This window comes from Belnapia arida (assembly GCF_016773205.1).
Classification (GTDB): domain Bacteria; phylum Pseudomonadota; class Alphaproteobacteria; order Acetobacterales; family Acetobacteraceae; genus Belnapia; species Belnapia arida.
Map to the genome: position 1 here is coordinate 18,496 of NZ_JAETWB010000028.1, position 23,274 is coordinate 41,769.

Genomic DNA, 23,274 nt, shown 5'->3' on the forward strand with positions numbered 1-23,274 from the left:
CCTTGTGGGTGGCCCCTCCATGCTCAAGACGCCGGTGCTTAAAGCAGCGACGAAACCAGTCGAGCTGCTTGACGAGCAAGCACGACAACGACATGCCGGTGAGATGCGTCGCTACCAGTCCAAGGCAAAGGCGCGCCTCCCCGAAAACCTGGCAGACGATGAGCCACCACCCAAGCTTCAACGCTTTCTTGTCGAAAGCACCACAATCGAGGCCTTGACCGAAGTTCTTCGTGACGACTCCGAAGCAAAACAGCAGGCGGCGGCCAAGAAGATTTTAGTGCGTCAGGACGAAATGTCGGAGCTGGTCGGAAACTTGGACCGTTACCGCAGCGGCGGTAGGGGTGGCGGCGACCGCGGAGCATACCTCCGACTGTATAACGGTGGCCGCCATGTAGTGGATCGAGTCGGACGTGGCCCATTGGTCTGCCCTAACTGGTCAGGGTGCGTTCTGGGCGGGATTCAGCCCGAGGTGATCCAACGCATTGCCCGTGAGGCCGCCGACGACGGGCTTCTGCAGCGGTTTTGCTACGCCGTGCCCAGCTGGCAAGGCCGGGGCGTCGACCGGGCTCCGCAAGCGGAGGCCTTGGCGCGGTACGCAGCCCTCTTCCCGGCCCTTTGCACACTGCGGCCCCCAACCTTAGAGGACGGGTCTGTGAACCCGGTAGCACTGCACGCTGACGCGCAGCGGCATCGGCACGCCGTGCTTGAGCTTCTCGAGGCGGTGCAGGCAATGCCTGATACCTCAGTGCGCGTCAAAGCAGCGTTGGGTAAGTGGCCCGGCCTATTTGCACGTATCGCCCTGCTCTTCCACCTTATAGACCTTTCGGACGCAACAGCGCGCGGTTCCGAAGTACCCTGCACGTTGGTAGTGCCTGAGGCGACGGCTCACCGCGCTGGCGCATACATGCGAGACATCTTGCTACCGCACCTGATGCGGGCCGACGCGGTCATGTTCTCCAGCATACAGACGGGACACGCCCGATGGATCGCTGGCTTTATCCTCGCGCACGAAAGGCAGCGGGTTGAGGTGCGGCAGATAGTGCGAGCCTACAAGGCTCTATACGCACCGGAACAGCGCACAGAATTGAACAGTGTGATGCAATCACTCGAGGCCATGGCATGGGTCCGCCCAGAAACGCCAACCAACCCGGCACGCCCGCCATCCGCATGGCAAGTCAACCCCAATATTTATACTCGATTTGCCCAACGGGCTGCGATGGAACGTGAGGCGAGACGGAACGCGAAGGCGCGGATAGCGGAAAAGGTTGAGCGCATTCGGCGAGATCGCGCGGCCTCGGAAGCGTCGGAGAGATTGGGATGAGCGGGCCGCGCACCGAAGCAATGGCTGTCTCGTCCCATCTTCGGGAGGTGTGCGCCATCCTCGCTGTCGGCCTAACGCGGCTCCAGCGTCGCACCGCCGAGGATCTCGCCCGTGACGCCGCACAGGCCGGTGACCAGGGAGAAAGTTCGCTACACTTCCGCGCCGACCAAAGCATGCATGCGAACCGGAACAACCGGAGACCCGCATGCCCCGCATAGCCACCCAGCAGGCCCCAAAGGCGCCAGCGCTGACCATCCCCGCCATCCCACCAGCGAACGTCCTGGGCCGCCTAGCAGCCCTACAGGCCACGTCCATCGCCCACCTGAAGCAGCAATGGCGCGAGCTGTTCGGCAAGGAGCCACCTCCCTTCAGCCGCACATACATCCAGAGCCGCCTCGCCTACCGCATCCAGGAGCTGGCCTATGGCGGTCTGAAACCCGAGACCCGGGCACGGCTGGAGGCGCTGGGCGAGCAGCTCGATGGCGGCAACGTCGTCCTCCGCCGCATCCGCGCTGACAGCCGGCCGCTACCCGGGACACGGCTGATCCGAGAATATGACGGCGTCCTGCATGTGGTCACCGTCCGCGCCGACGACTTTGAGTACGAGGGCCGACCCTATCGGTCCCTCTCCGCTATCGCCCGGTACATCACCGGCACACGCTGGAACGGCTGGACCTTCTTCGGGCTGAAGGGGAGGCCGGGAGTATGAGCCGCCGCAAGCTACCAGCAGACGGCATCATGCCTGCCTCGGTGAAGAGGCTCCGCTGTGCCGTCTACACGCGCAAGAGCACCGACGAGGGCTTGGACAAGGAGTTCAACACCCTCGACGCCCAGCGTGACGCCTGCGAGGCGTACGTCGCCTCCCAGCGTGCCGAAGGCTGGGTGCTGGTCCGCGACCGCTATGACGATGGCGGCTTCTCCGGCGGCACGCTGGAGCGGCCGGCGCTGCGGCGACTACTGGCCGATATCGAGCAGGGCCGGGTCGACGTCATCGTGGTCTACAAAATCGATCGGCTCAGCCGCTCGCTGATGGACTTCGCCAAGCTGGTCGAGACGATGGAGGCGCACGGCGTCACCTTCGTCTCGGTCACTCAGAGCTTCAACACCACAACCAGCATGGGGCGGCTGACGCTGAACATCCTGCTCAGCTTTGCGCAGTTCGAGCGCGAGGTGATCGGCGAGCGGATCCGGGACAAGTTTGCGGCCTCGCGGGCGCGGGGCATGTGGATGGGGGGCAAGGTGCCGCTCGGCTATGACGTGGTGGCGCGCAAGCTGATGCCGATTGAGGCCGAGGCGGAGCGGATCCGGCGGGTGTTCGAGCTCTTCGTCGAGACGGCCTCGGGCGTGGAGACGGTCCGGCGCCTGCAAGCCGAGGGCGTGACCAGCAGGTCGGGTCGGCCGCTCGACAAGGGCGACGTCTACAAGCTGCTCCACCTGCGGACCTACATCGGCGAGGTCACGCATAAAGGGCAGATCTATCCCGGTGAGCACGAGGCGATTGTGCCGCGGCCCTTGTGGGACAAGACCCACGCCATCTTGCAGGTCAGCCCAAGGGCTCGAGCCGCTCAGAACCGCCAGCACGCGCCGGCGCTGCTGAAGGGCTTGATCTTCGGCATCGATGGCCGGGCGCTGTCGCCTACCCACTCCAGAAAGAATGGGCGCCTGTACCGCTACTACGTGGCGCAGCGGGTGCTGAAGGGCGACGCGGCCGGCGACGAGGGCATCGTGCGCCGGGTGTCCGCGGCCGAGATCGAGGCGGCGGTGGTGGACCAGGTCCGAGCGCTGCTGCGGCAGCCGGAGATCATCGTCGGAACTTGGTTGGCGGCGAGGGTCGAAGCGCCGGACCTGACCGAGATGGAGGTTCGAGACGCGCTGGAGCGGCTGGATCCGCTCTGGGGTGAGCTGTTCCCGGCCGAGCAGGCGCGGATCGTGCGGGCGCTGGTGGAGCGGGTGGTGGTTGGACCAGGCGGCGCGGATATCCGGCTGCGGGTCGAGGGGCTGTCCGGCCTCGTCCGGGATCTCGGCGCGATTGCACCCGGGGTGGAGCGTGTGGCGGCGTGAGCGCGACGGCCAGCATCACGGTTCGGGTACCGCTCGCTATCCGGCGCCGGCCAGGGCGGAAGACGGTGGTGACGCCAGGGCTGCAGGGAGGCGTGCCAGCCGTGGCTACGCGCGCTGATCCGGCGCTGGTGAAGGCCCTGGCCCGGGCTTTCCGGTACCAGCAACTGCTGGACGAAGGGCGGTATGCTTCGATTAGCGAGATGGCGGAAGCGGAGCGGATCGAGCGTGGCTATCTCGGCACGCTGCTGCGGCTGACGCTGCTGGCGCCGGATATCGTCGACATGATCCTCGACGGGCGGCGTTATGAAATGCTGACACTGCCACGGTTGATGGACCCATTTCCCTCTGAGTGGTCCGACCAGCGTGCGGCCATAGCCGCGTCAGATGCCCTGCCGAAGGGGCTAGAAGAAGTCTGCCGCCGAGAAACGCGAATAGCTCGGCATCATCACACCCATCCGTAGTGGTGAGGTTCACCTTTGGCCAACATGGGCAACCTGGTAGCCATTCGAACAGTTATCAGCTCCGGAAGCGAACGGAGAAGCTGTCGTGGGCGGCGATCATGCGCGGGCAGGTACGAGGCCCAGTGCCGCCGTGGGCGCGTTCCAACCATGCCATGGAACCTTGTTGTCCAGCTTGCCTTGGCTGCCCGCATTCGCTCTTCTCGCCATGTTATCGACAGCTGGGTGCGGCGCCCGCTTTGCACCGCCTCAGGTCAACCCAGCTGAGCTCGAGGCGGCACGGCTGGCCGTTGTGGAGGGCGTCCCCCCAGCTAGTGGATTGCAATCGGCCGAGCAGGCAACAGTAGTTCTCACTGCTGTTTCGCAGCGCCTTACAGCAGCCGCGCAGCCGCTCTGTACGGCTTACCTTGGCCAGCCCTGCGGCTTCCGTATTTTGTTGGATCGGTCCGCGACGCCGCGAGCGGCATTGACTGGACAGGGAGAGGTGACGGTCACGCTCGGCATGATGTCGCTGCTCGGGTCGGAGGACGAGGTGGCGGCCGTGGTGGGACATGAGTTTGGCCACCACGTTGCTGGCCACGTCGGCAAGCGACGTGTCAGGAGTTTCGCCGCCGGCACTGTCGCCGGGACATTGCTGGGGGCGGTGGTGCCCTTTGGCGGCATCGCTGGTTGGGCACTCGGCCAGGGCGCGGCCCAGATCGGTTCCAATGCAACGCAGCTCGCGTTCTCCAAAGACGAGGAACGCGAGGCCGATTACCTCAGCGGCTATCTTGTCGCCCGCGCCGGATACGACCTCGACCGTGCCGGTCTTGTCTGGGTGAGGCTGACGCGTGGTGGACCGAACGAGGCTGCAGGGTGGCTCGACAGCCACCCTGCGGGGCCGGAGCGGCTGGCGGCTTGGCGAAACACCATCGACGAGGTGCGCGCATCTTCCGACCTCGTGCCACGGCGACCAGGACGGTAGCCGCTCCGCCTGCCGCGAGACGTTACTCCGAGCCGAATAGCTGCGCATCGCTGGGGCGCTCGTGGAGCGGATGGTGGTCGGGCCCGCCGGCGCTGACATCCGGCTCAGGGAGAAGGGACCGGCGACCTCGTCCGAGATCCCACCACCGTCGCGCCCGAGGCACCGATGGTGGCGGCACAACCCCAGGCGAGCAGCATCACGACCCGGGTGCTGCTGGCCATCCGCCGTAAGCCGGGGTGGAAGACGGTGGTGACGCCGGTGCACGAAGGTGTGCCGGCTGTCGCTACGCGTGCGGAGCCGGCGCTGGTGAAGGCGCTAGTCCGGGCGTTCCGGTACCATCGGCTGCTGGATGAAGGGCGGTATGCCTCAATCAGCGAGACAACGGAGGCGGAGCGCATCGAGCGAGGGTATCTTGGGACACTGCTACGGCTTACGCTGCTGGCGCCTGACATAGTTGAGGCAAATGTGGACAGGCGGCATTCAGTGGAGGTCAGGTTGCCAGGGCTGCTGGAGCCGTTTCCAATTGAGTGGCAGCTACAACCTGCCACACTTGCGCAGGCTGCCTGTGACATGTTGGCACGCACCTGATGCTGACAGCGGGCCCGAACTCGCCCGAACGGCGGCGCCGTAGTCGAGATTTGGCGCCGCCCAGCTTGTATTCATATGGTCGCAGAGGTCGAGGGAACCTCGCCTTGGTTCCCCGCACCACGCACTCACTGCTTGGCGATGTACGCGCGCGCAGTTGCAAGCTCCGGTCGCGCGCCATCTTCCGCACGCGCCGCAATCTCGAGGAGGTGGGCGTAGTGCCGGCGCGCTGCCTGAGCATTACCCGCCATTTCCGCTGCTCGGGCAGCGCCATTGACGGCGCGGAAACGGCGTGGCTCCGTCTCTTGCACCGCCTCGAACTCGCGCTGTGCCTCAGCGGGACGGTCCACCAGTAGCAGTATTTCGCCGAGCTGCTCGCGCGCAGGCATGAGAGGCCCTGGCGTCACCGGATGCTTGTCCGTCCGGCTCTCTCGTTCCGCCGCCTCGCGCAACAGGGCTAGGCTCTCTTCGCGCCCACCGCGGGCGAAAGCGACCCAGCCCTCGGCAGCGAGACGCAAGATCTCCGTCTGCTCTGCCCAGTAGACGTCGCCGCTGTCGCGCAACGCCTTGGCAGCAGCCTTCAGTGCTTCAATGTCGCCGCCGGCGGCGTCCGGACGCCCGGTGCGGGCAATGCCCACCGCGCGCGCGAAGTACGTGTTCGCAACCACGAGGGGCGCTGTCTGCCGACCCAGTTCCAAGGCTGCCGCCTCCTCCCAGGCACCCCGCTCCAACGCGTAGCGCGCCGGCATCACCGTGAGCGCCCAAGCGAATATCGGTGCGGGTGCGTTCCAGCTGGCGAAGCGCGGCAGCTCCGCCAGCGTGCGACGTGCCGCCTCCAACTGTCCAGTCTGAAGATAGCCATAAAGCATGTAGTCGAGCGCGTGGATCTCGTCGAACGGCGACCGTCGCGCCCGCGCTGTCTCGGCCGAGCGCCGGTTCGTCTCGATCGAATCCTCCCACCGCCCGACACGAGTAAAGATGTGGGAGGGCATGTGCAGGGCGTGGGGCGCGTCCGCGGCGAGGCCGGCGTAGCGCTCGGCAGCGGGCAGGCCACGCCGCGCTAGCGCCGGCACGTCGTAAGTGTGGATGAGATAGTGGACTACACCTGGGTGCTGCGGTTGGCGAGCGGCCTCACACTCCAGGATCTCGGCGGCCTTGAGCTGCCTTGTATATGTCTTGTCGGTCGGCGACGCGGCCATGGCGAGCGCAAGCGCGTAGTGAATTGCCACCTCTGGGTCGTCCGGAAAGCGTCCGTGCAGCCGTCCCATTGCTTGCTCGTAATGCTCCAAGCGGGCACGGTGCGTCGCCGGGTTCTCATCGCCGTAGAGTTCTGACAGGGCGTCGATCAGGCTGGTCTCGCGCTCACTCTTCGCCCCGATGCGCCGCGCCTCTGCCAGCACAGCCCGGCCCTGACGCAGGTTGGCTGCTGTGGTCACAGTAAAGGGGTTGACCAGCAGCGCCATGGCCTCTCCCCAATAGGACTTGACGCAGCCCGGATCGCGCTTGCGCACAAGCTGGAAGGCCTCCTGAGCGGCCTGGTACCAAAAGGAGTGCTGCAGCTTCATTGCCGCGTCGAAGGCAACCTGCGCCTCCGGCGTGCAGCTAACCGGGAAATGCACCTCGCCGAGCGTGGCCGGCGCCGGGGGAGTGCCGCCATGGGTGTGACCGTCGTGGTGGTGTTGCGCCTGGCCGAACGCCGGGCACAACGCGACGCCGAGGGCAAGCGCCCAGCGGCTGGCGTGGTTCCGCATTGCTTCCTCCCTTGCTGCGGCAGCCTCGAGCGGGCGCCTCCAACGCCGGAGCGTATACAGCCCATTGCATCTGCACCAAGGTGAAAGCTACGGCGCCCAGGCCACCCCTATGCATTTGTCTCGTGCGGCTACCATCAAGGTGTTCTAAGGGAGGCTGCCGGACGCTGCCGCTTGAGCCTTGGCCGCTCCAGATGATCCCCTCATCCGGCGTGGCGGCCCTGGCGGATAGCAATCGAGACCTGCTCCAGCTGCGGCCCATCAGAACCGGTCTCGCTTGCTGCATTCGGAAAGGTCTGGATTCCGTTTGCCTCGGCTAGAGGAGTGAAAAGATACAAGGTCTGCTTTTGAAGCAGCTTTCCATTTGGATTGGGCAAGTCGCGCGCCTCGCCCGGGGCGGAATGGACCGCTGTCCGTTCGAGTCGCTGCCGCGGAACGCAGAAATTTGGCGATCTCCGTCGACCGCTAGTGGATGGCACCTGACGGAAGGTACCGCCCAGGGCTTCCTCAGATCGCTCGCGAAAAGGCGTGCGCGTGTTCCGCGGCGCCCCGCCTAGCCTGGGTCTTGCAGTCGGACCGCCGAGAGCCTGCCTCCGGCGCGATGCCGCGCTCGGGAGGGAAACGACCGATGCCCGAACTCCAGTTCCACGAGTCCGCCGCGGCCGGGTATGACCGCGCGGTCGGGCACATGACCCGGCAACTCATCCCGCCCCTGCTGCGTGCCGCGCGCCTCGCGCCCGGTATGCGCGTCCTCGACATCGCCACTGGGACCGGCATCGCCGCCGAGGCCGCGGCCAAAGTGGTCGGGCCTTCGGGCCACGTGGTCGCGGCCGACATCTCCCCCGCCATGGTCGAACGGGCGCGCGAGCGGCTGGGCGGCCTGCCGAACGTCTCCTTCTCCGTCGAGGACGGCCAGCGCCTCACACTCGTGGACGAGAGCTTCGATGCGGTGCTCTGCAACATGGGGCTGATGTACTTCCCCGACCCCGCACGGGGCCTCGCGGAGTTCCGCCGCGTGCTTCGCCCCGGCGGGCGCGCCGTGGTTTCCAACAACACCACACCCGAGCGCTCCCTGATTAGCCGCGTCCTTGTCATCATCGGGCGGCACATTCCCTCCAAGGCGGCGGAAGCGGCGCGACTGTTCTCGTTGGGAGAGGAGGAGCGCATCCGCACGCTCTTCGAGGCGGTGGGTCTTGCGGATATGGAGACCGCGACGGAGACCCTGCACATCGAGTTCCCCTCCTTCGACGCCTACTTCGGCGGGGTCGAGCAGGGGGCGGGGAACGTCGGGCAGGAGTACATGGCACTGCCGGAACACGTCCGGCGGGCCGTGCGCGAAGAGGCACGGCGCGACGCGGGAGATGTCGGCGGGCCGATCCAGATCGAGGTGACAGTGCGTTTCGCCAGCGGGCGGCGCTAGTCCAGGTGATCTAGTGGATAGCGCCTGACGGAAGGTACCGCCTGGGGCTACCCAACGGCTGCTCGCGAGATGGCGTGTGCGTGCCCCGTGGTCACCCGTGTAGCCTAAGCCGTGCGGTCGGATCGCCGAAGGCCCCCTCGGCTGCGGTGCCGCGCTCGGGAGGAACGTCGTGCATGGCCGAACTCCAGTTCCGCGAGGCCGCCGCTGCCGTGGCCGGCGCGTACGACCGGACCATCGCAAGTAGGGGGAGGCATGGATGACCCGATTCCCGGCCTTCCGCCTCGCCGCCGTCCAGGCAGCCCCGGTCTTCCTCGACCCGGCCGCCTCCACCGAGAAGGCGTGCCGGCTGATCCGGGAGGCGGCCGCGCGCGGGGCCGCGCTCGCCGCATTCGGCGAGGCGTGGCTGCCGGGCTTCCCGTTCTTCCTCGGCGCGCCGATGGACGAGGCGTTCTGGCGGGCGAGCGCCGAGTACATCGCCAGCGCCGTCGAGGTCCCCGGCCCGGAGACTGACCGGCTCTGCCGGGCGGCGTGCGAGGCCGGCATCGACGTCGCCATCGGCGTGGTGGAGCGCGACCCGCGCACGCTCGGCACGGTCTGGTGCACCGCGCTGCTGATCGGCGGGCGCGAGGGCGCCATCATCGGCCGGCACCGCAAGCTGAAGCCCACCCACCGCGAGCGGACCATCTGGGGCGACGGGCCCGACGGCTCGGGCCTGCGGGCCCACCAGCGGCCTTACGCGAGGGTGAGCGCGCTGAGCTGCTACGAGCACATGATGCTACTGCCGGGCTACGCGCTGGTCGCGCAGGGCACGCAGGTCCACGTCGCGGGCTGGCCGGGCTGGGAGCCGGCGGAGGCGCCGCGCGGGGGCTACCTCTGGCCGCGGCAGACCCTCCTCTCGCGCGCCTTCGCGGCCCAGGGCGCCTGCTACGTTCTATGCGTCGGCGGCCTGCGGCGGCGCGAGGACGTGCCGGAGCGGTTCCGTGGGCTGTGCGGCCCGGACATGACCGGGGACAGCCTGATCATCGACCCGCGTGGCGAAGTGATCGCCGGGCCTGCCGAGGGCGAGACCATCCTCGTTGCCGGAGTCTCCCTGGAGGCGGTCGCGGCGGCGAAGGCGGTGTGCGACGTGGCCGGGCACTACGCGCGTCCGGACGTCTTTGAGGTACGGGTGGATGGCCAGCCGCTCGCGGTGGCATCGGCCGTGACTACGCAAGGCGTGCACCGGCCGGAGGGCATCCGGCCAAACCGAGACAAGCTACCGGAGCCGATCTAACGCCTGGTATCCCCGCTTGGCGACGGCGATGATGGCGTCCGGGTCTTTGGTCCAGCGGAACGGGCGCGGTCTGCGTTCGCCTCGGCGACGAAGCGGTTGATGGCTTCCTGGAGCGCGACGAGGGAGTGGAACACGCTGCGCCGAAGCCTTCGGCGGGCGAGCTTGGCGAAGAAACCCTCGACGGCGTTGAGCTAGGACGCCGAGGTCGGGCTGAAGTGGAACACGAAGCGCGGGTGCCGCCCCAGCCACCGCACGACCTTCGGGTGCTTGTGGGCGGCGTAGTTGTCGAGGACGACGTGCACCACCTTCCCGGCCGGCACCTCGGCCTCGATGACGTTGAGGAAGCGGATGAACTCCTGGTGCCGGTGGCGCTGCATGCAGCGGCCGATGACCGTGCCCTCCAGCACGTCGAGGGCCGCGAACAGCGTGGTGGTGCCGTTCCTGATATAGTCGTGGGTCATGGTGCCGCAGCGTCCCCTCTTCAGGAGAAGGCCGGGCTGGGTCCGGTCGAGCGCCTGGATTTGGCTCTTCTCGTCCACCGAGAGCACGACGGCATGGGCAGGCGGATCGACGTAGAGGCCGACGACGTCGCGCAGCTTGGCAGCGAACTGGGGGGCGCTGGAGAGCTTGAAGCGCCGAAAACGGTGGGGCTGGAGCCCGTGCGCGCGTCAGATCCGCCGGACCGAGCTGGCGCTGATCCCGCTGGCCTCGGCCATGGCCTCTGCCGTCCAGTGGGTGGTCTCGCCCGGCGGGTCGGTCATGGTCAGCACCACCACACGCCCGACCACCTCCGGGGCGAGGGGCGGGATGCGCGACGGTCGGGTCTTGTCCCGCAGAAGCCCGTCCACGCCCGCTTGCATGAAGCGTTCTTGGCAGCGCCAGACGGCGGTCTTGGCCTTGCCGGTGCGGTTCATGATCTCGGTGGTGCCACACCCGTCCGCCGTCAGCAGGATTATGCGGGCGCGCCAGACGTGCTTCTGCGGGCTGTTCCGGTCCGCCACCACCGCCTCCAGCCGAGCCCAGTCGGCGGCGCCTACCTCAACGACGATGCCTGTGCGCATCGCGCAGACTAGCATCAGGGCTGGACCATAGGAATCCCGACCGGGCCTCTTTCGTCAGGCGCTATCCACTAGAGCATCGTCCAACTCGCGCCGGCCCGCCGGCCGCTTTCCCTGGCGTGGACAACGCGCCCCGCAGGCCGGAACCGGGGCGGAGCTCCGCCGTTGCGGCCGGCAGAGGGCGCTCTAGCAGCACTCCCGGGGAGGAAAGAGCGATGGCGGGGCAGAGCGGGCATCCCTTGCTCGGCGGAGGCCAGATCACCCGGCGGGACAAGATCGTCACAGCCGAGGAAGCGGTCCGGCTCGTCCGCGACGGTGCCACTATTGCCACCGGCGGCTTCGTCGGCATCGGCTTCGCCGAAGCCATTGCGGAACAACTAGAACGGCGCTTTCTCGAAGGAGGCCGGCCACGCGACCTGACGTTGGTCTACGCCGCCGGCCAGGGCAACGGAAAGGACCGCGGACTCAACCATCTCGGCCATGAGGGGCTGGTGCAGCGGGTGATCGGCGGGCACTGGGGGCTTTGCCCGAAGCTCCAGCGCCTGGCGCTCGAGAACAAGATCGAGGCCTATAACCTGCCCCAGGGGGTGATCTCTCACCTCTTCCGCGACATCGCTGCCGGCAAACCCGGCACCGTCACGCGCGTGGGCCTCGACACCTTCGTGGACCCACGTCACGGCGGCGGCAAGATCAACGCCCGCACCACCGAGGACCTGATCGAGCCCATCACGCTGCGCGGCGAGGAATACCTCTTCTACCGCGCCCTGCCGATTGACGTGGCCATTCTGCGCGGTACCACCGCAGACCCGGACGGCAACGTCACCATGGAGCGTGAGGCGCTCGTCCTCGAGGCGCTGGCCATCGCCACGGCGGCACGCAACTCCGGCGGCGTGGTGATCGTGCAGGTGGAGCGCCTAGCCGAAGCTGGCAGCCTCGACTCCCGCCTAGTGCGCATCCCCGGCACCCTAGTGGACTGCGTCGTGGTGGCCTCGCAGGAAAACCACTGGCAGACTTTCGCTACGCCCTACAACCCGGCCTTTAGCGGCGAAACGCGGGTGCCCATACGCTCCCTGCCGCCGATGGGGATGGGGCCGCGCAAGATTATCGCCCGCCGCGCCGCCTTCGAGCTGCGGCCCAACAGCGTCGTCAACCTCGGCATCGGAATGCCCGAGGGCGTGGCCAGCGTCGCCAACGAAGAGCGGATGCTGGAGTACCTGACGCTGACCACCGAGCCCGGCACGATTGGCGGGCTGCCGGCCGGCGGGCTGGACTTCGGCGCCGCGAGCAACATCCAGGCCCTGGTGGACCAGCCCGCACAGTTCGACTTCTACGACGGCGGCGGTCTCGACGCGGCCTTCCTCGGCATGGCGCAGGTCGACCGCGAGGGGAACGTTAACGTCAGCAAGTTCGGGTCCCGGCTGGCGGGTGCGGGCGGCTTCATCAACATCAGCCAGAACGCCAAGAAGGTAGTCTTCCTCGGCACTTTCGCGGCGCGAGGTGACCCGAAGTTCGTGGAGCGGGTCGAGCACCGCACCTTCAGCGGCCGCCTGGCGGCGCAGCGTGGTCAGCCCGTCCTCTACGTCACAGACCGTTGCGTCTTCCGCTTGGCCGCGGGGGGGCTGGAGCTCGTCGAAGTCGCCCCCGGTCTGGACGTCGAACGCGACATCCTGGCAGAGATGGCCTTCCGGCCGCTGGTCCCGAAGGATCCGGCCCCGATGGACTCTCGCATCTTCGCCGAAGGCCCGATGGGCTACCGCGAGGAATGGCTGAGCCTGCCGCTGGAGGCGCGCCTGACCTACGACCCGGCCGAGGCGGTGTTCTTCATCAACTTCGAGGGCTTCGGCATCCGACGACAGGAGGACATAGACCGCGTCCGACGGGCAGTGGAGGAGCGCTTGGCGCCACTGGGCCGCAAGGTGCCGGCTATCGTGAACTACGACCACTTCACCATCGCGTCCGAGCTGCTGGACGCCTACACCGACATGGTGGGTGGCTTGATGCGGCAGTTCTATTCCGGCGTCACCCGCTACACAACGAGCGCCTTCCTGCACCTGAAGCTCGGCGACGCGCTGCGCCGGCGCGACGTGGCGCCGCACATCTACGAGGCGCGCGAGGAGGCGGAAGGTCATCTGCGCGACCTCGAGCGCGACGGGGGAGGCCGACCGTGAAACGTACCTGGAAAACGGTGGCGGAGCTCCTCGGCCCGCGCCGCGGCACCGTGCTCTCCATCCCCGCCGACGCCACCGTGCACGCAGCGCTCGAACGTTTAGCCGAACACGACGTGGGCGTGCTGGTCGTGCTGGACGACGGCAAGCCGATCGGGATCTTCTCCGAACGCGACCTCGCGCGGAAGGTGGAGCTGCGCGGCCGGACGGCGAAGGGCACCATGGTGCGGGACGTTATGACCCCGCAGGTGATCTACGTCACGCCGGAGCACACGCTCGACCAGTGCATGGTCCTCATGAGGGCGGATCGCGTCCGCCATCTGGTTGTGGTGGAGGATGGGAGGGTCGTGGGCATGGTGTCCGCCCGCGACATCCTGGTGGACGCGGCCGCGGAGGCCGAGAAGCACATCCGAGGTCTCGAGGCCGACCGACTGGTCATGACGACCAACACCGGCGCTTATTGATCCCGCGGGGGCTCAGCCTCCGGCGGCCCCGCCGCTCAGAAGCGACATCGCTGCCGGGGATCTCCTCCGGCGGTCTAACCCGACCAGCACTGGAGTGGCGGTATGGACTTCCTGATCGCGGTGGCCGCGCTGGCCTTCCTCATGTTCATCGCCTACCGCGGCTTCAGCGTGATCCTGTTCGCGCCGGTGGCGGCGATGGGCGCCGTGCTGCTCACCGACCCTTCAGCCGTGCCGCCGGTTTTCACCGGCGTCTTCATGGACAAGCTGGTCGGCTTCGTGAAGCTCTACTTCCCCGTATTCCTGCTCGGCGCCGTGTTCGGCAAGGTGATCGAGCTGTCGGGCTTCTCCAAGTCCATCGTCCGGGCAGTGATCGGGCTGGTCGGACGGCAGCGCGCCATGCTGGCCATAGTGCTGGTCTGCGCGGTGCTTACCTACGGCGGCGTGTCGCTGTTCGTTGTGGTGTTCGCCGCCTACCCCTTCGCGGCGGAAATGTTCAGGCAGAGCGGCATCCCGAAGCGGCTGATCCCCGGCACCATCGCCCTCGGCGCCTTCACCTTCACTATGGACTCGCTGCCGGGCACCCCGCAAATTCAGAACATCATCCCCACCACCTTCTTCCGCACCGACACCTGGGCCGCGCCCGTCCTCGGCACGATCGGGTCGGCGTTTATCCTGGCCGTCGGCCTCGCCTACTTGGAATGGCGCCGCCGGAGCGCCGCCGCGGCGGGCGAAGGCTACGGCGAGGGCCACACGAACGAGCCGGAGCCGGCTGACGAGGAGGCGCTGCCGCACCCTGCCATCGCCATCCTACCCCTGGTCGCGGTGGGCGTGCTGAACAAGCTTTTCACCTCCCTGATCGCAGCCCAGTACGGCGCGCGGCACGAGGTCACGCTGGCTGGCATGGCGCAGCCATTGGTGACGCAGGTGCCCTCGGTCGCCGCGATCTGGGCGGTGCTGGGCGCGCTGCTCGTCGGCATCCTTACCGTGCTCGCCTTCGCCTACGGGCGGGTGGCGCGGCGCTTCGCCGAGGGCTCCAAGGCGGCGGTGGGTGGTGCGCTGCTCGCCTCCATGAACACCGCCGCGGAGTACGGCTTTGGCGCGGTGATCGCGGCGCTGCCGGGCTTCTTGGTGATTCGCGAAGCGCTGCGAGCGGTCCCGAATCCGCTCGTCAACGAGGCGGTCAGCGTCACGGTCCTCGCGGGCATTACCGGCTCCGCCTCGGGCGGCATGAGCATCGCGCTCGCCGCGATGGCGGACCAGTTCATCGCCGGGGCGGAAGCCGCCGGCATCCCGCTGGAGGTGCTGCACCGGGTGGCTTCCATGGCGAGCGGGGGCATGGACACGCTGCCGCACAACGGCGCGGTGATCACGCTGCTCGCCGTCACCGGACTTACCCACCGGCAGGCCTACGGCGACATCTTCGCCATCACCCTGACCAAGACCGCGGCAGTTTTCGTCGTCATCGCCGTCTACTACCTCACCGGCATCACCTGAGCCGCGAGGTCGCGGCGCCCTCCGCGAAGCCCACGCTGCCGGCCTTCGAATATGTGAACGTCCGGGGCATCCCAGGATGTCCCGGACGTTTCCCTCGCCACGCTTCGGACCCTCGCTGTGGGACCCGCGGTGCCTGCAGGCCGCGCTCTACGCGCTCGGCGGCCGCGGTGTCGGGGCCGATCTAGTCCGCCATGTCGCCCCGCCCGGATGAGTGCACATCAGTCTCGCAGGCGACCACGTCTGGGCCGCGGAGGCGCAGCTCGCCGCTGGGGGTCCTCAGGCCGGACAAATCCGACTAGAGCCAGTCAGCGATTCAAACCATCGACTCCACCGGCATCCGGGCATTTCTCATCATCGACTTAGTCGATCAGAGACCATGCATTTGAGGACTCCTGGGCCGGATGAGCCTCGTACTCAATGTAAACAGCATTGGTTGGTGGACATCAGCACGTCGCTGCCACGTGCTTACTGGCGCAGTTCTTCAACACCTAGTTCCTGCCACATCCAGCCGAAGTCGTACCCGCCGACGGGGTCTCCAGCCGGGCGCTTAGCCGCATGATTCTCCAGCATCTTGAGCCAAGCCACGACCTTTTCCCGCCCTTTCGGCGTCTTCGCCGCCATGCGGGGCGACTTGCCGCCGAGAGCGGGGATTGGTTGGTCGAGGATGTGCCGGTAGTGGTCGTCCAGAGTCTGCCGCAGCAATGCGCGCTCGTCCTCCTGCGTGAGGCCGCTCGGTTTCGGGGATGGGCCCTCGGCGGCTAGCATCTGCTCTAAGTCGGTCCGCTCGGTCAGGGGTGAACCCACTAAGCCGACCAACGCGAGCTCCAGCATCGCCCGGCCGCGCTCCGCCCGGGCAGTGGAGTTCACCTCCAGCGACAGGCGACGGCCCTTGAGCGCCAGCGTGCCGAGCACCAAGGACCCGTCCTCCATCGTGCTGAAAAAGGTCTGGGCCTTTCCTCCGCGCCGCGCGGTCTTCGGCTTCGCTCCAGGCTCATCCAACCAGTTCCAGAATCCAAGGTTCTCTTGGCGCAATGCAGGGATGGTGGCCAGCGCCTTGCGGACCTGCTCGGGCTTGGTGCCCTTCAGCAAGGGGAAGTGCAGAGTGGTGAAGTCGAGCGGGTCACCCTCGCTGTTGAGCAGTACCGGCCTATCCCGGCCTTGCTCCGCCCTCAGCGCCGCATCGAGCCAGGCATTGGTGAACATGAAAGCAGCCTGGGCGAGCAGCAGGTCCGACGTTAGCATGCCGGCCAGAGTCTTCGCGTCGGCTTCGATACCGAACTCGCGCGCGGCCGCGGCGACCTCGTGAGGTGCCTTTGTCCGGGTTTTCCGAAGTGAGGCAAGTAGCGCCTCGCTCGCCTCATGCTCGAACAGCATGAGCGTGCCGCTGATCACAGCGCCCTCGCCCAAGGGGATCACCCGAGTGGCGACCCGGTCCCACTGCCGCAGCCCTTGGGAGCCTAGCTTCTCCGACACGCGCACCGGTTCGCCGCCACGGACCAGGTCGCGCAACCGCATGGACTGGCTCGGCACGAGCCCGCTCACCTCATAGAGACTGATGACCGACCGGCGCAGGCCAGCAATGTAGTCGCGGGTGGAGGCGCCCTCCTTCCAGCCGCGCCGGCGAAGGTAGTCCTCCGCGACATTGCGACCGCCTGGGAGGTCGGTAGCAACCAGATCCTCGAAGGCGGCGCCGAAGAGGATTGTGGCGGCGTTATCACCGAGAACGTCCGCAATGTCCTCCATCTTGATACCCGCCCCGGTGCAAGCCTGGGCACTATGGCGGTCCAGCAACTCGGCCAGCGCGCCGCGCCACTCTTCGCGCTTGGCCCAGGCGATTAGTCCGGCGATGTCGTGCGGCATGGCAAGACGATGCCTCCGATCAGGATGGACACGGATGGTCTATGGGAGCTCCGCAAGGGACAAGGGCTTGGGGGCGGAGAAGGGCATTTGCCCACAGCTTCGACCGGCAGGCGGTCGCCATGCTGAATAAGGTGCCGGTATCGCCCCCGAAAATCGTGCGTATTCAACGCAGTAAAGCTTGAGGGTTAAATCCTCCTACCCTCAAGGTCCGGAGAGTCTCCGGCATTTCGGAGAGAAAATCCGCCCTCGTTCCGGAGCAGCACCATCAAGGTAGCGGCTGAAACCGGCCGGAAACCTGCGCCCCAGCGGGGTGCGCCATATGGGAGAGACAGGTTGCGAGGAAACCGACTGGAGCAGCGATGGGAACTGGGGAACGAAATTCTCTGGCCAGGGCTGCTGCATCACCGCAACCGCCAATTAAGCAGTTGCGGATCAGCAAGAAACCCGCGCATATCGCTCCGGAGGCAGCGAACCACACCCTCTGCGCACTGGGACGTTCCGATGTCGCTATGATGGTATAGCCGGGTACGTTACTCAGGTTGGGCTCCCTGCGCACCATCACCCTGTTGCCGGCGCATAGGCAGACATCGTCCAGATACAAACCTCCGAGGTTGCCCCGCTGACCGAGCGCGCGTCATCGCAATGCATGAAGTGACCACTTATTTCTCCGACGCCGCAGGGTGGGCGCGCAAGAAGACCAGGATAGCTTCGGCGAACTCGAGCCTTCCCGGTGCTAAGCCGTGCGAGGCATTCTCGATAGTGACTAGCTTGAGCTGTGGCATCCTCGCCCTCAGCTCCAAGAACGAGCCCAGGTAGGGATCAGCGGTGCCGACAAGCCCAAGCGTCGGCACCGTGACCGCCGCCATTTGCGCCAGGGTGACTACCTGGGCGGGGTTCGAGCGCCGCACAGCAGCGAGGGCGCGCACGTCTTGGCGGGCGAGTTGTGCGGCAGAGAGCTCGCGGATCCGCGCCTCATTGGGAGGCGGTTCGCCATTTGGCCAAAGCCGGAGCATTTGGGAGCGGAGCAGGCCCTGCTCCATCTCGGCGGCTTCGCGGTCTACCCGCTGCTGATCCTCCGGCGACCAGCTGAACCGGCCGGGGGCGCCGCCAAGCGTCGCGGTCAGGAAACGCTCGGGATGGGTGGTGAGCAACTGCGCTACGATGTGCGCCCCCATCGAGTACCCGATGATATGGGCTCGCGCGATACTAAGGCGATCGAGCAGGCGCAGGATGTCATATCCCATCTCTGGCCCGTACTGGGCAACGGCATGCGGCTTACCGCTGCGCCCGTGACCTCGTACGTCCAGGGCAATGACGCGGTACCGCGTGGCAAGCGCTTGAGGTATGCCGGTCCAGGCCCACTGGGCCTCGGCGTCCGAGGTGTAGCCGTGAACTAGGACGACACACTCCCCCCGGCCCTCCTCAATGTAGCGGATGCGAACGCCGGCCGAGTCAAAGAACTGCTCCTCTGCCGCGTCGGCGCCAGTGGTAAGGCAAAAGGCTCCAAGCGCGAGCAGGGACCGTCTGGCGATGAGCATCGTCCGCATCTTACCGAGTTTGGTCCTTCTCTCTGATCGTCGTGTTGGCACCTAGCAGGTCCGGTTGACCTGCATGGGGCTGAAACGGGTGATGCCGTAGCGTGCCGATCGAAGGATACGCTACGCGACATCGGACTGGTTCGAAGCGGGTGATTAGCGCGCTGGGCTGGCGGGACTAAGGCTGGGCTGCGCTTACTTTAATGGGCAAAATCTGACACTTGGTACCGCTGTTTGGCCCAGCGCTGCATTTCAGGAAACAGTTATTTCCTGCCTCGGAGGCGAGCTTGCAGGCCTATTGCGGCGTGTTAGGCTGAACCTTGTTCGAGAGGTGGGACGGTGTGGTTAGCCTGGCCACCCCGCAAGGAGCATCTGCCTGATGCCGGCGCTCCTGCGCGTGCAGGCGGCCCTGTCCGGGAGCCGAAAGACGCCGATGCAGTTCCTGCGGGCCAATGACTACGACATGGCCTACCTGGAGCGGGGGGCAGGTACTCCTCTGCTTCTCATCCACGGTGCGCTCTGCGACTGCCGCTATTGGATGCCGCAGATGGAAGCGTTCGGCCAGCGGTATCGGGCGATTACCGTCAGCCTCCGCCACTTCTGGCCTGCGTGCTGGGACGGGTCGGGCGACAACTTCACCACGCGGCAGCATACCGAGGATGTTGCTGCCTTCCTGGTCACCCTCGGAGCCGGACCGGTACACCTCGTCGGGCACTCGCGGGGCGGTTATGTAGCGTTTCAGGTCGCTCGCAACTTCCCGGACCGGGTCCGCGCTCTGGTCCTTGCCGAGCCCGGCGGCGACCTCGATGCATCGTTGCAGCCTACTTTGACGGCAGCAGCTTCAATCGCACCCATTTCGTTCGATGGAGCAGCTGAGCGTATCCGCCAAGGCGATGTCGACGCTGGCCTTGCTGTGTTCGTGGAGGCGGTCAGCGGTCGTGGCGCCTGGGACGACCTTTCCGAGCGATCAAAGCAGGTCATGAGGGACAATGCACATACGCTGCTCGGGCAATTCAGGGAGCATCGGGCCCCCTTCACCCGAACGGACGTAGAGGCGATTGCGGCACCAACATTGCTGGTCGGCGCAGAACGATCACCGCCGGCTTACGCACGGATACTGGACGCGCTGGAGCAGTCGCTCAGGGATGTGCAGCGTGTGACCATCCCGGACGCTTCGCACCCAATGAACCATCGCAATCCCGTGGCCTTCAACACGGCCGTGCTGGACTTCCTTGCATCGTGCGGGACCTGATCCCGCGCAACGACGCACCGAGCCGGCAGCCACGCCGCCAGGGGGCGTCGCAGCGCAAAGCTCCTCCGCGGCAGTGGGCGTACTACCCCTACTGTCGTGCCGCCCGCCCGCGTCCAGTCCGTTGCCGCCCGACGCCGTTGTGCCGTTCAGGCGCTCGTCCATTCACATAGACTTGGAGCCACGCTTCGGCAGGCCGCGGGTGGCGAGGGCCGTGTATGTGCGTCTGCGCTGTCCGGCGCGAACGAACTCCGGCGCAAAATGTCGAGCAAACTTTAGTGATCTGCGGACCGCGCCCGACCGGCGCGCGCTCAGGCGTTTGGTGCTGGCCCTTTCAACTCGTGCGAATGCAACGGCACGATGCGTACCCGCGAGGTGTTCGGCCCACCTCTCCTGAGTGGCCTGGCGTTGCCGCTTGGCTTTGTAGGGGTGGAGCATAGGCGCGATGGGAGATTTCCAGGTGCAACGTGGCGTCGTGGCCGTGTACTCCGACCCCAAGCGCGGCTTTGCCCATAGCCACGAAAGGGCCACCCGCGAGGGGATAGCGAGGCAGCTGGCCGCCCTTAAAGACTTCGATTTTGTGGGGGAGTATGAGCCGGGCACCCGCTATCCGGGCCCCGTCTACCTCGTGCCGAGCGACACCCTGGTCGGGCTCGGGGCGGCGGCGGCGCTCGGGTTGCGAGGCGAGCACGACCTGTTTGGCGGCGTTGTGCCTCAGGCCTTTGTAGCGACCAAGGCGATCACCCACCCTCTCGTCAGCCCTGACGCGGCAGCGCCGCCCGGCTGGTCGCCCGCATTCGGGCACCGGGTGAGTGGTGCCGTCCTTTCCGGCTTCACTGCCTTCGCCTGCGTAGACGCCCGCCGCGCTGGCAAGCGCCTGCTTGAGCGCGGGCCCGTGCGCGTCAAGCCAGTGCGGGCGACTGGAGGGCGCGGGCAGGTCGTGGTCTCCGACATGGCCGCGCTGGAGGCAGCGCTCGACAGGGTGGAGACCGTAACCTTCTCGGACGACGGGCTCGTCCTGGAAGAAAATCTCGCGGCGGTGACGACCTACAGCGTGGGCCAGGTGCGGGTGGCCGAGCTGGTTGCGACCTACTGTGGCACACAGTGCCTCACTCAGGACAACAGCGGCGCGGCCGTCTACGGCGGCTCCAAGCTGTTCGTCGTACGCGGCGGCTTCGAAGCGCTGGCGGAGCTCGGACTTCCGGACGAAGCACGGCTCGCGGTATCACAGGCGCAGACCTACGATACGGCGGCGGTGGAGTGTTTCGCGCGGATGTTCGCCTCGCGCCGCAACTACGATGTTGCCCAGGGGTCAGATGCGACGGGCCGGCCCCGCTGCGGCGTTCTGGAGCAGTCCTGGCGTGTCGGCGGCGCTAGCGGCGCTGAGCTCGCGGCACTTGAGGCGTTCCGCGCCGAGCCCGCGCTGCGCACGGTACGCGCCGCTACCGTGGAGATCTATGGCGAAGCCGCGCCACCGCCGCCGAACGCGACGGTGTACTTCCGGGGGGTGGACGAGCTGGATGGCCCGATGACCAAATACGCGATGGTGGAGCTCTGATGGCTACGCGCGATGAAGCGGTCGAAATTCCTGTCGACGGTCGGAGCATTCCCGGTACCGTGGTCGCGCCGGCGACCGCGATCCCCGGCATGCTGTTCGTGCAGGGGTGGGGGAGCAATCAGGACGTCTACCTCCCCCGCGCCCGTCAGATTGCGTCGCTCGGCTGCGTCGGCCTGACCTTCGAGCCGCGCGGCGTGGCGCGAGATGACCCCCGGCACGACACCGTGTCGCGTGAGGACAACCTGCGCGACCTTGTTGCGGCCTACGATACGTTAGCCGGTCAGCCGGGCGTCGACCCGGCGGCGATCGGCGCCGTCGGCAGCAGCTACGGCGCCTACTTGGCGGCTATCCTTACCACACTCCGGCCCGTCAGGTGGCTCACCTTGCGCGTGCCTGCCCTTTACCGAGACGAGGATTGGGCGGCACCGAAGCAGCGGCTCGATAGGGACGCTTTGGCGGCTTATCGGCGGGGCCCGGTCGCCGCGGAGGAGAACCGGGCGCTGCGCGCCTGTGCAGAGTTCGAAGGTGATGCGCTGATCGTTGAATCCGAGCACGACGACATCATCCCCCACGCGGTGGTCGCAAATTACCTCGCGGCGTTCCGGCGCGCACGCTCGCTGACCTATCGCCGGATCGAGGGTGCCGACCACGGGCTGTCCGACAGGGCGTCACAGGAGGCCTATGCCGCGCTGCTTATGAGTTGGGTGACGGAGATGGTGTTGGACGCCAGAGGCGGCCAAGCCTACCCTTCCGGCCATCCGTGGGCGGGTTGAAAGGCTTTGCACAAGCCTTGCTGCACGGGATGTCGCCCAGACAAACGTGGCCGCTCTGGAGGACCTTGTCGGGCGTGATCCCTCCGCCCAACGGCGTCCGCCCCACAAGGCCTCCCCCGCGCAGACGCGTTCCGGCGGGGCGAACACGACCACAGGGACCCGCCCATGGTGACCTCAGCCGAAACCACCATTCGCAAAGCATTTGCCGCACAGGCCGAAGCGTGCGCCAAACGCGGCTCGCCCTTCACGGGTTTGCTCTGCGAGGTGCTCGAGCGTTCGCTCGACCGCTCGACAGAAGTCGGACGACGCGTGCTCAACTGGTCCGGGCGGCCCGACGCACGCGGCGACTCGGTTCCGCTCAGGTTGGCTGGGGGCCTGCACGCCCTGGTCCGGCGGGGGCGCCTGCCGCGCCTGGCTGCGATGTACCCGCCCAATCCACTACCTGAAGCGGAGACGCTGGAGGCGACCTTGGCCGACGCCCTGCCAGACGCCGATGCCGACCTCCTGCCGTGGCTCGACCGCGCGCCACAGACCAACGAGCCCATGCGCTCGGCCCCGCTCATGGCGGGCCTCCTTGTTATCGCCGCCGAGACCGGCGGATTGCCCTTCGCACTGCACGAGCTTGGTGCGAGCGCGGGCCTCGTCCTCGTGCTCGACCGGTACGAGCACCGGTTGGGCGGTGTGACGGCCGGCACGCTGGGCGCGCCGGTCAGGGTCGCTCCCGCTTGGGAGGGTGCCCCGCCGCCGGCCGACGTGTCAGTACATGTGCTGCGGCAGCAGGGGTGCGACCTCGACCCGCTTGACGTGGCAAACCCTACGGACCGCGAGCGCCTGCTTGCCTACGTGTGGCCCGACCAGGCCGATAGGCTCGCCCGCGTCGAAGCTGCCATCAGTGTCGCGGCCACCGACCCGCCCCGGCTGGACCGCGCCGAGGCAGCCGCCTGGACCGAAGCGACGCTTGACCCGGGTGCCGCCGAGGAGGGGGTGGCGCGCGTTCTCATGCATGCGGTGGCCCTCCAGTACGCCCCACAGGAGACCGCTGCCCGGGTCGCAACGCATGCGGCGCGGGTCGGGGCGGCTGCGACCAGCGAGGCGCCCTTCGCCTGGCTCCGCTTCGAGGCGGATCCGGCCTACGGCGAGCAGGCGAGCCTGCGACTGACCTTGTGGCCTAACGGAGGCGAGCGTGTGCTCGGGTTAAGCGACACGCACGGTGAACCGCTCTGGGTTTGCCGGAGGCTTCAAACCTTGAGAGGTTGGAGCCATGACGAAGAAGACGTTGAACCGATTT

At 67.1% G+C, this 23,274-nt stretch carries 18 protein-coding genes and 1 pseudogene; 15 read left to right on the forward strand and 4 right to left on the reverse strand.

Going from position 1 to position 23,274, the window contains the following annotated elements; genetic code table 11:
* Positions 1-4 precede the first annotated feature (4 nt).
* The 5 genes from JMJ56_RS26215 to JMJ56_RS35000 all read left to right on the forward strand — a co-directional run bounded on the left by JMJ56_RS26215 (position 5) and on the right by JMJ56_RS35000 (position 4,804).
* On the forward strand, positions 5-1,321 hold the full coding sequence (locus JMJ56_RS26215) for a DUF3987 domain-containing protein (protein ID WP_328702474.1): 1,317 nt from the start codon (positions 5-7) through the stop codon (positions 1,319-1,321).
* 205 nt (positions 1,322-1,526) lie between these two features.
* Positions 1,527-2,030: a DUF2924 domain-containing protein gene (locus tag JMJ56_RS26220; RefSeq protein ID WP_202834712.1), complete on the forward strand. Its 504-nt coding sequence runs from the start codon at positions 1,527-1,529 to the stop codon at positions 2,028-2,030.
* Entirely contained in the window at positions 2,027-3,382 is a 1,356-nt protein-coding gene (locus tag JMJ56_RS26225; protein ID WP_202834713.1) for a recombinase family protein, read from the forward strand. Before JMJ56_RS26220 ends, JMJ56_RS26225 begins: the two co-directional genes overlap by 4 nt.
* Before the next feature lie 101 nt (positions 3,383-3,483).
* The gene (locus JMJ56_RS26230) at positions 3,484-3,843 is read left to right on the forward strand and encodes a hypothetical protein (protein WP_236038608.1); all 360 of its coding nucleotides are present in this window, start codon (positions 3,484-3,486) and stop codon (positions 3,841-3,843) included.
* 205 nt (positions 3,844-4,048) lie between these two features.
* Entirely contained in the window at positions 4,049-4,804 is a 756-nt protein-coding gene (locus tag JMJ56_RS35000) for a M48 family metalloprotease (RefSeq protein WP_268885107.1), read from the forward strand.
* Between the two features lie 713 nt (positions 4,805-5,517).
* On the opposite strand, the gene JMJ56_RS26240 is transcribed toward JMJ56_RS35000, so the two are convergent.
* Positions 5,518-7,140 (reverse strand): tetratricopeptide repeat protein, encoded by a 1,623-nt coding sequence (locus JMJ56_RS26240; protein WP_202834715.1) that lies wholly within the window; start codon positions 7,138-7,140, stop codon positions 5,518-5,520.
* Positions 7,141-7,765: 625 nt separating this feature from the next.
* Between JMJ56_RS26240 and JMJ56_RS26245 the strand changes: the two genes are divergently transcribed.
* Together JMJ56_RS26245 and JMJ56_RS26250 are read left to right on the forward strand one after the other, a co-directional pair.
* A complete protein-coding gene (locus JMJ56_RS26245; RefSeq protein WP_202834716.1) occupies positions 7,766-8,557 on the forward strand; it encodes a class I SAM-dependent methyltransferase in 792 nt (263 codons plus the stop codon).
* A 256-nt stretch (positions 8,558-8,813) separates the two neighbouring features.
* Positions 8,814-9,830, forward strand: a complete 1,017-nt coding sequence (locus JMJ56_RS26250) for a carbon-nitrogen hydrolase family protein (protein WP_202834717.1) — start codon at positions 8,814-8,816, stop codon at positions 9,828-9,830.
* On the opposite strand, the pseudogene JMJ56_RS26255 reads toward JMJ56_RS26250, so the two are convergent.
* Positions 9,813-10,891: pseudogene (locus JMJ56_RS26255) on the reverse strand (IS630 family transposase). The gene JMJ56_RS26250 and the pseudogene JMJ56_RS26255 overlap by 18 nt on opposite strands.
* A gap of 212 nt (positions 10,892-11,103) precedes the next feature.
* Here JMJ56_RS26255 and JMJ56_RS26260 point away from each other — a divergent pair.
* The 4 genes from JMJ56_RS26260 (at position 11,104) to JMJ56_RS35010 (ending at position 15,222) form a co-directional block, all read left to right on the forward strand.
* On the forward strand, positions 11,104-13,056 hold the full coding sequence (locus JMJ56_RS26260; protein WP_202834718.1) for an acyl CoA:acetate/3-ketoacid CoA transferase: 1,953 nt from the start codon (positions 11,104-11,106) through the stop codon (positions 13,054-13,056).
* Positions 13,053-13,517 (forward strand): CBS domain-containing protein, encoded by a 465-nt coding sequence (locus tag JMJ56_RS35390; protein ID WP_202834719.1) that lies wholly within the window; start codon positions 13,053-13,055, stop codon positions 13,515-13,517. Before JMJ56_RS26260 ends, JMJ56_RS35390 begins: the two co-directional genes overlap by 4 nt.
* 102 nt (positions 13,518-13,619) lie before the next feature.
* A complete protein-coding gene (locus tag JMJ56_RS26270) occupies positions 13,620-15,011 on the forward strand; it encodes a GntP family permease (RefSeq protein ID WP_202834720.1) in 1,392 nt (463 codons plus the stop codon).
* Between the two features lie 76 nt (positions 15,012-15,087).
* Entirely contained in the window at positions 15,088-15,222 is a 135-nt protein-coding gene (locus JMJ56_RS35010) for a hypothetical protein (protein WP_268885106.1), read from the forward strand.
* Positions 15,223-15,476: 254 nt separating this feature from the next.
* Here the strand turns inward: JMJ56_RS35010 and JMJ56_RS26275 are convergent, their stop codons facing one another.
* Both JMJ56_RS26275 and JMJ56_RS26280 read right to left on the reverse strand, forming a co-directional pair.
* Positions 15,477-16,871, reverse strand: a complete 1,395-nt coding sequence (locus JMJ56_RS26275) for a hypothetical protein (protein WP_202834721.1) — start codon at positions 16,869-16,871, stop codon at positions 15,477-15,479.
* A gap of 659 nt (positions 16,872-17,530) precedes the next feature.
* Entirely contained in the window at positions 17,531-18,418 is an 888-nt protein-coding gene (locus tag JMJ56_RS26280; RefSeq protein WP_236038610.1) for an alpha/beta fold hydrolase, read from the reverse strand.
* A 367-nt stretch (positions 18,419-18,785) separates the two neighbouring features.
* Here JMJ56_RS26280 and JMJ56_RS26285 point away from each other — a divergent pair, with 367 nt between their 5' ends.
* The 4 genes from JMJ56_RS26285 to JMJ56_RS26300 all read left to right on the forward strand — a co-directional run.
* A complete protein-coding gene (locus tag JMJ56_RS26285) occupies positions 18,786-19,658 on the forward strand; it encodes an alpha/beta fold hydrolase (RefSeq protein ID WP_202834722.1) in 873 nt (290 codons plus the stop codon).
* A 442-nt stretch (positions 19,659-20,100) separates the two neighbouring features.
* Entirely contained in the window at positions 20,101-21,213 is a 1,113-nt protein-coding gene (locus JMJ56_RS26290; protein WP_202834723.1) for a DUF3182 family protein, read from the forward strand.
* Positions 21,213-21,986 (forward strand): alpha/beta hydrolase family protein, encoded by a 774-nt coding sequence (locus JMJ56_RS26295; protein WP_202834724.1) that lies wholly within the window; start codon positions 21,213-21,215, stop codon positions 21,984-21,986. The genes JMJ56_RS26290 and JMJ56_RS26295 overlap by 1 nt, the downstream gene beginning before the upstream one ends.
* A 165-nt stretch (positions 21,987-22,151) precedes the next feature.
* Positions 22,152-23,274: DUF2332 domain-containing protein (locus tag JMJ56_RS26300; protein WP_202834725.1), on the forward strand; the 1,123-nt coding region annotated here is incomplete at its 3' end.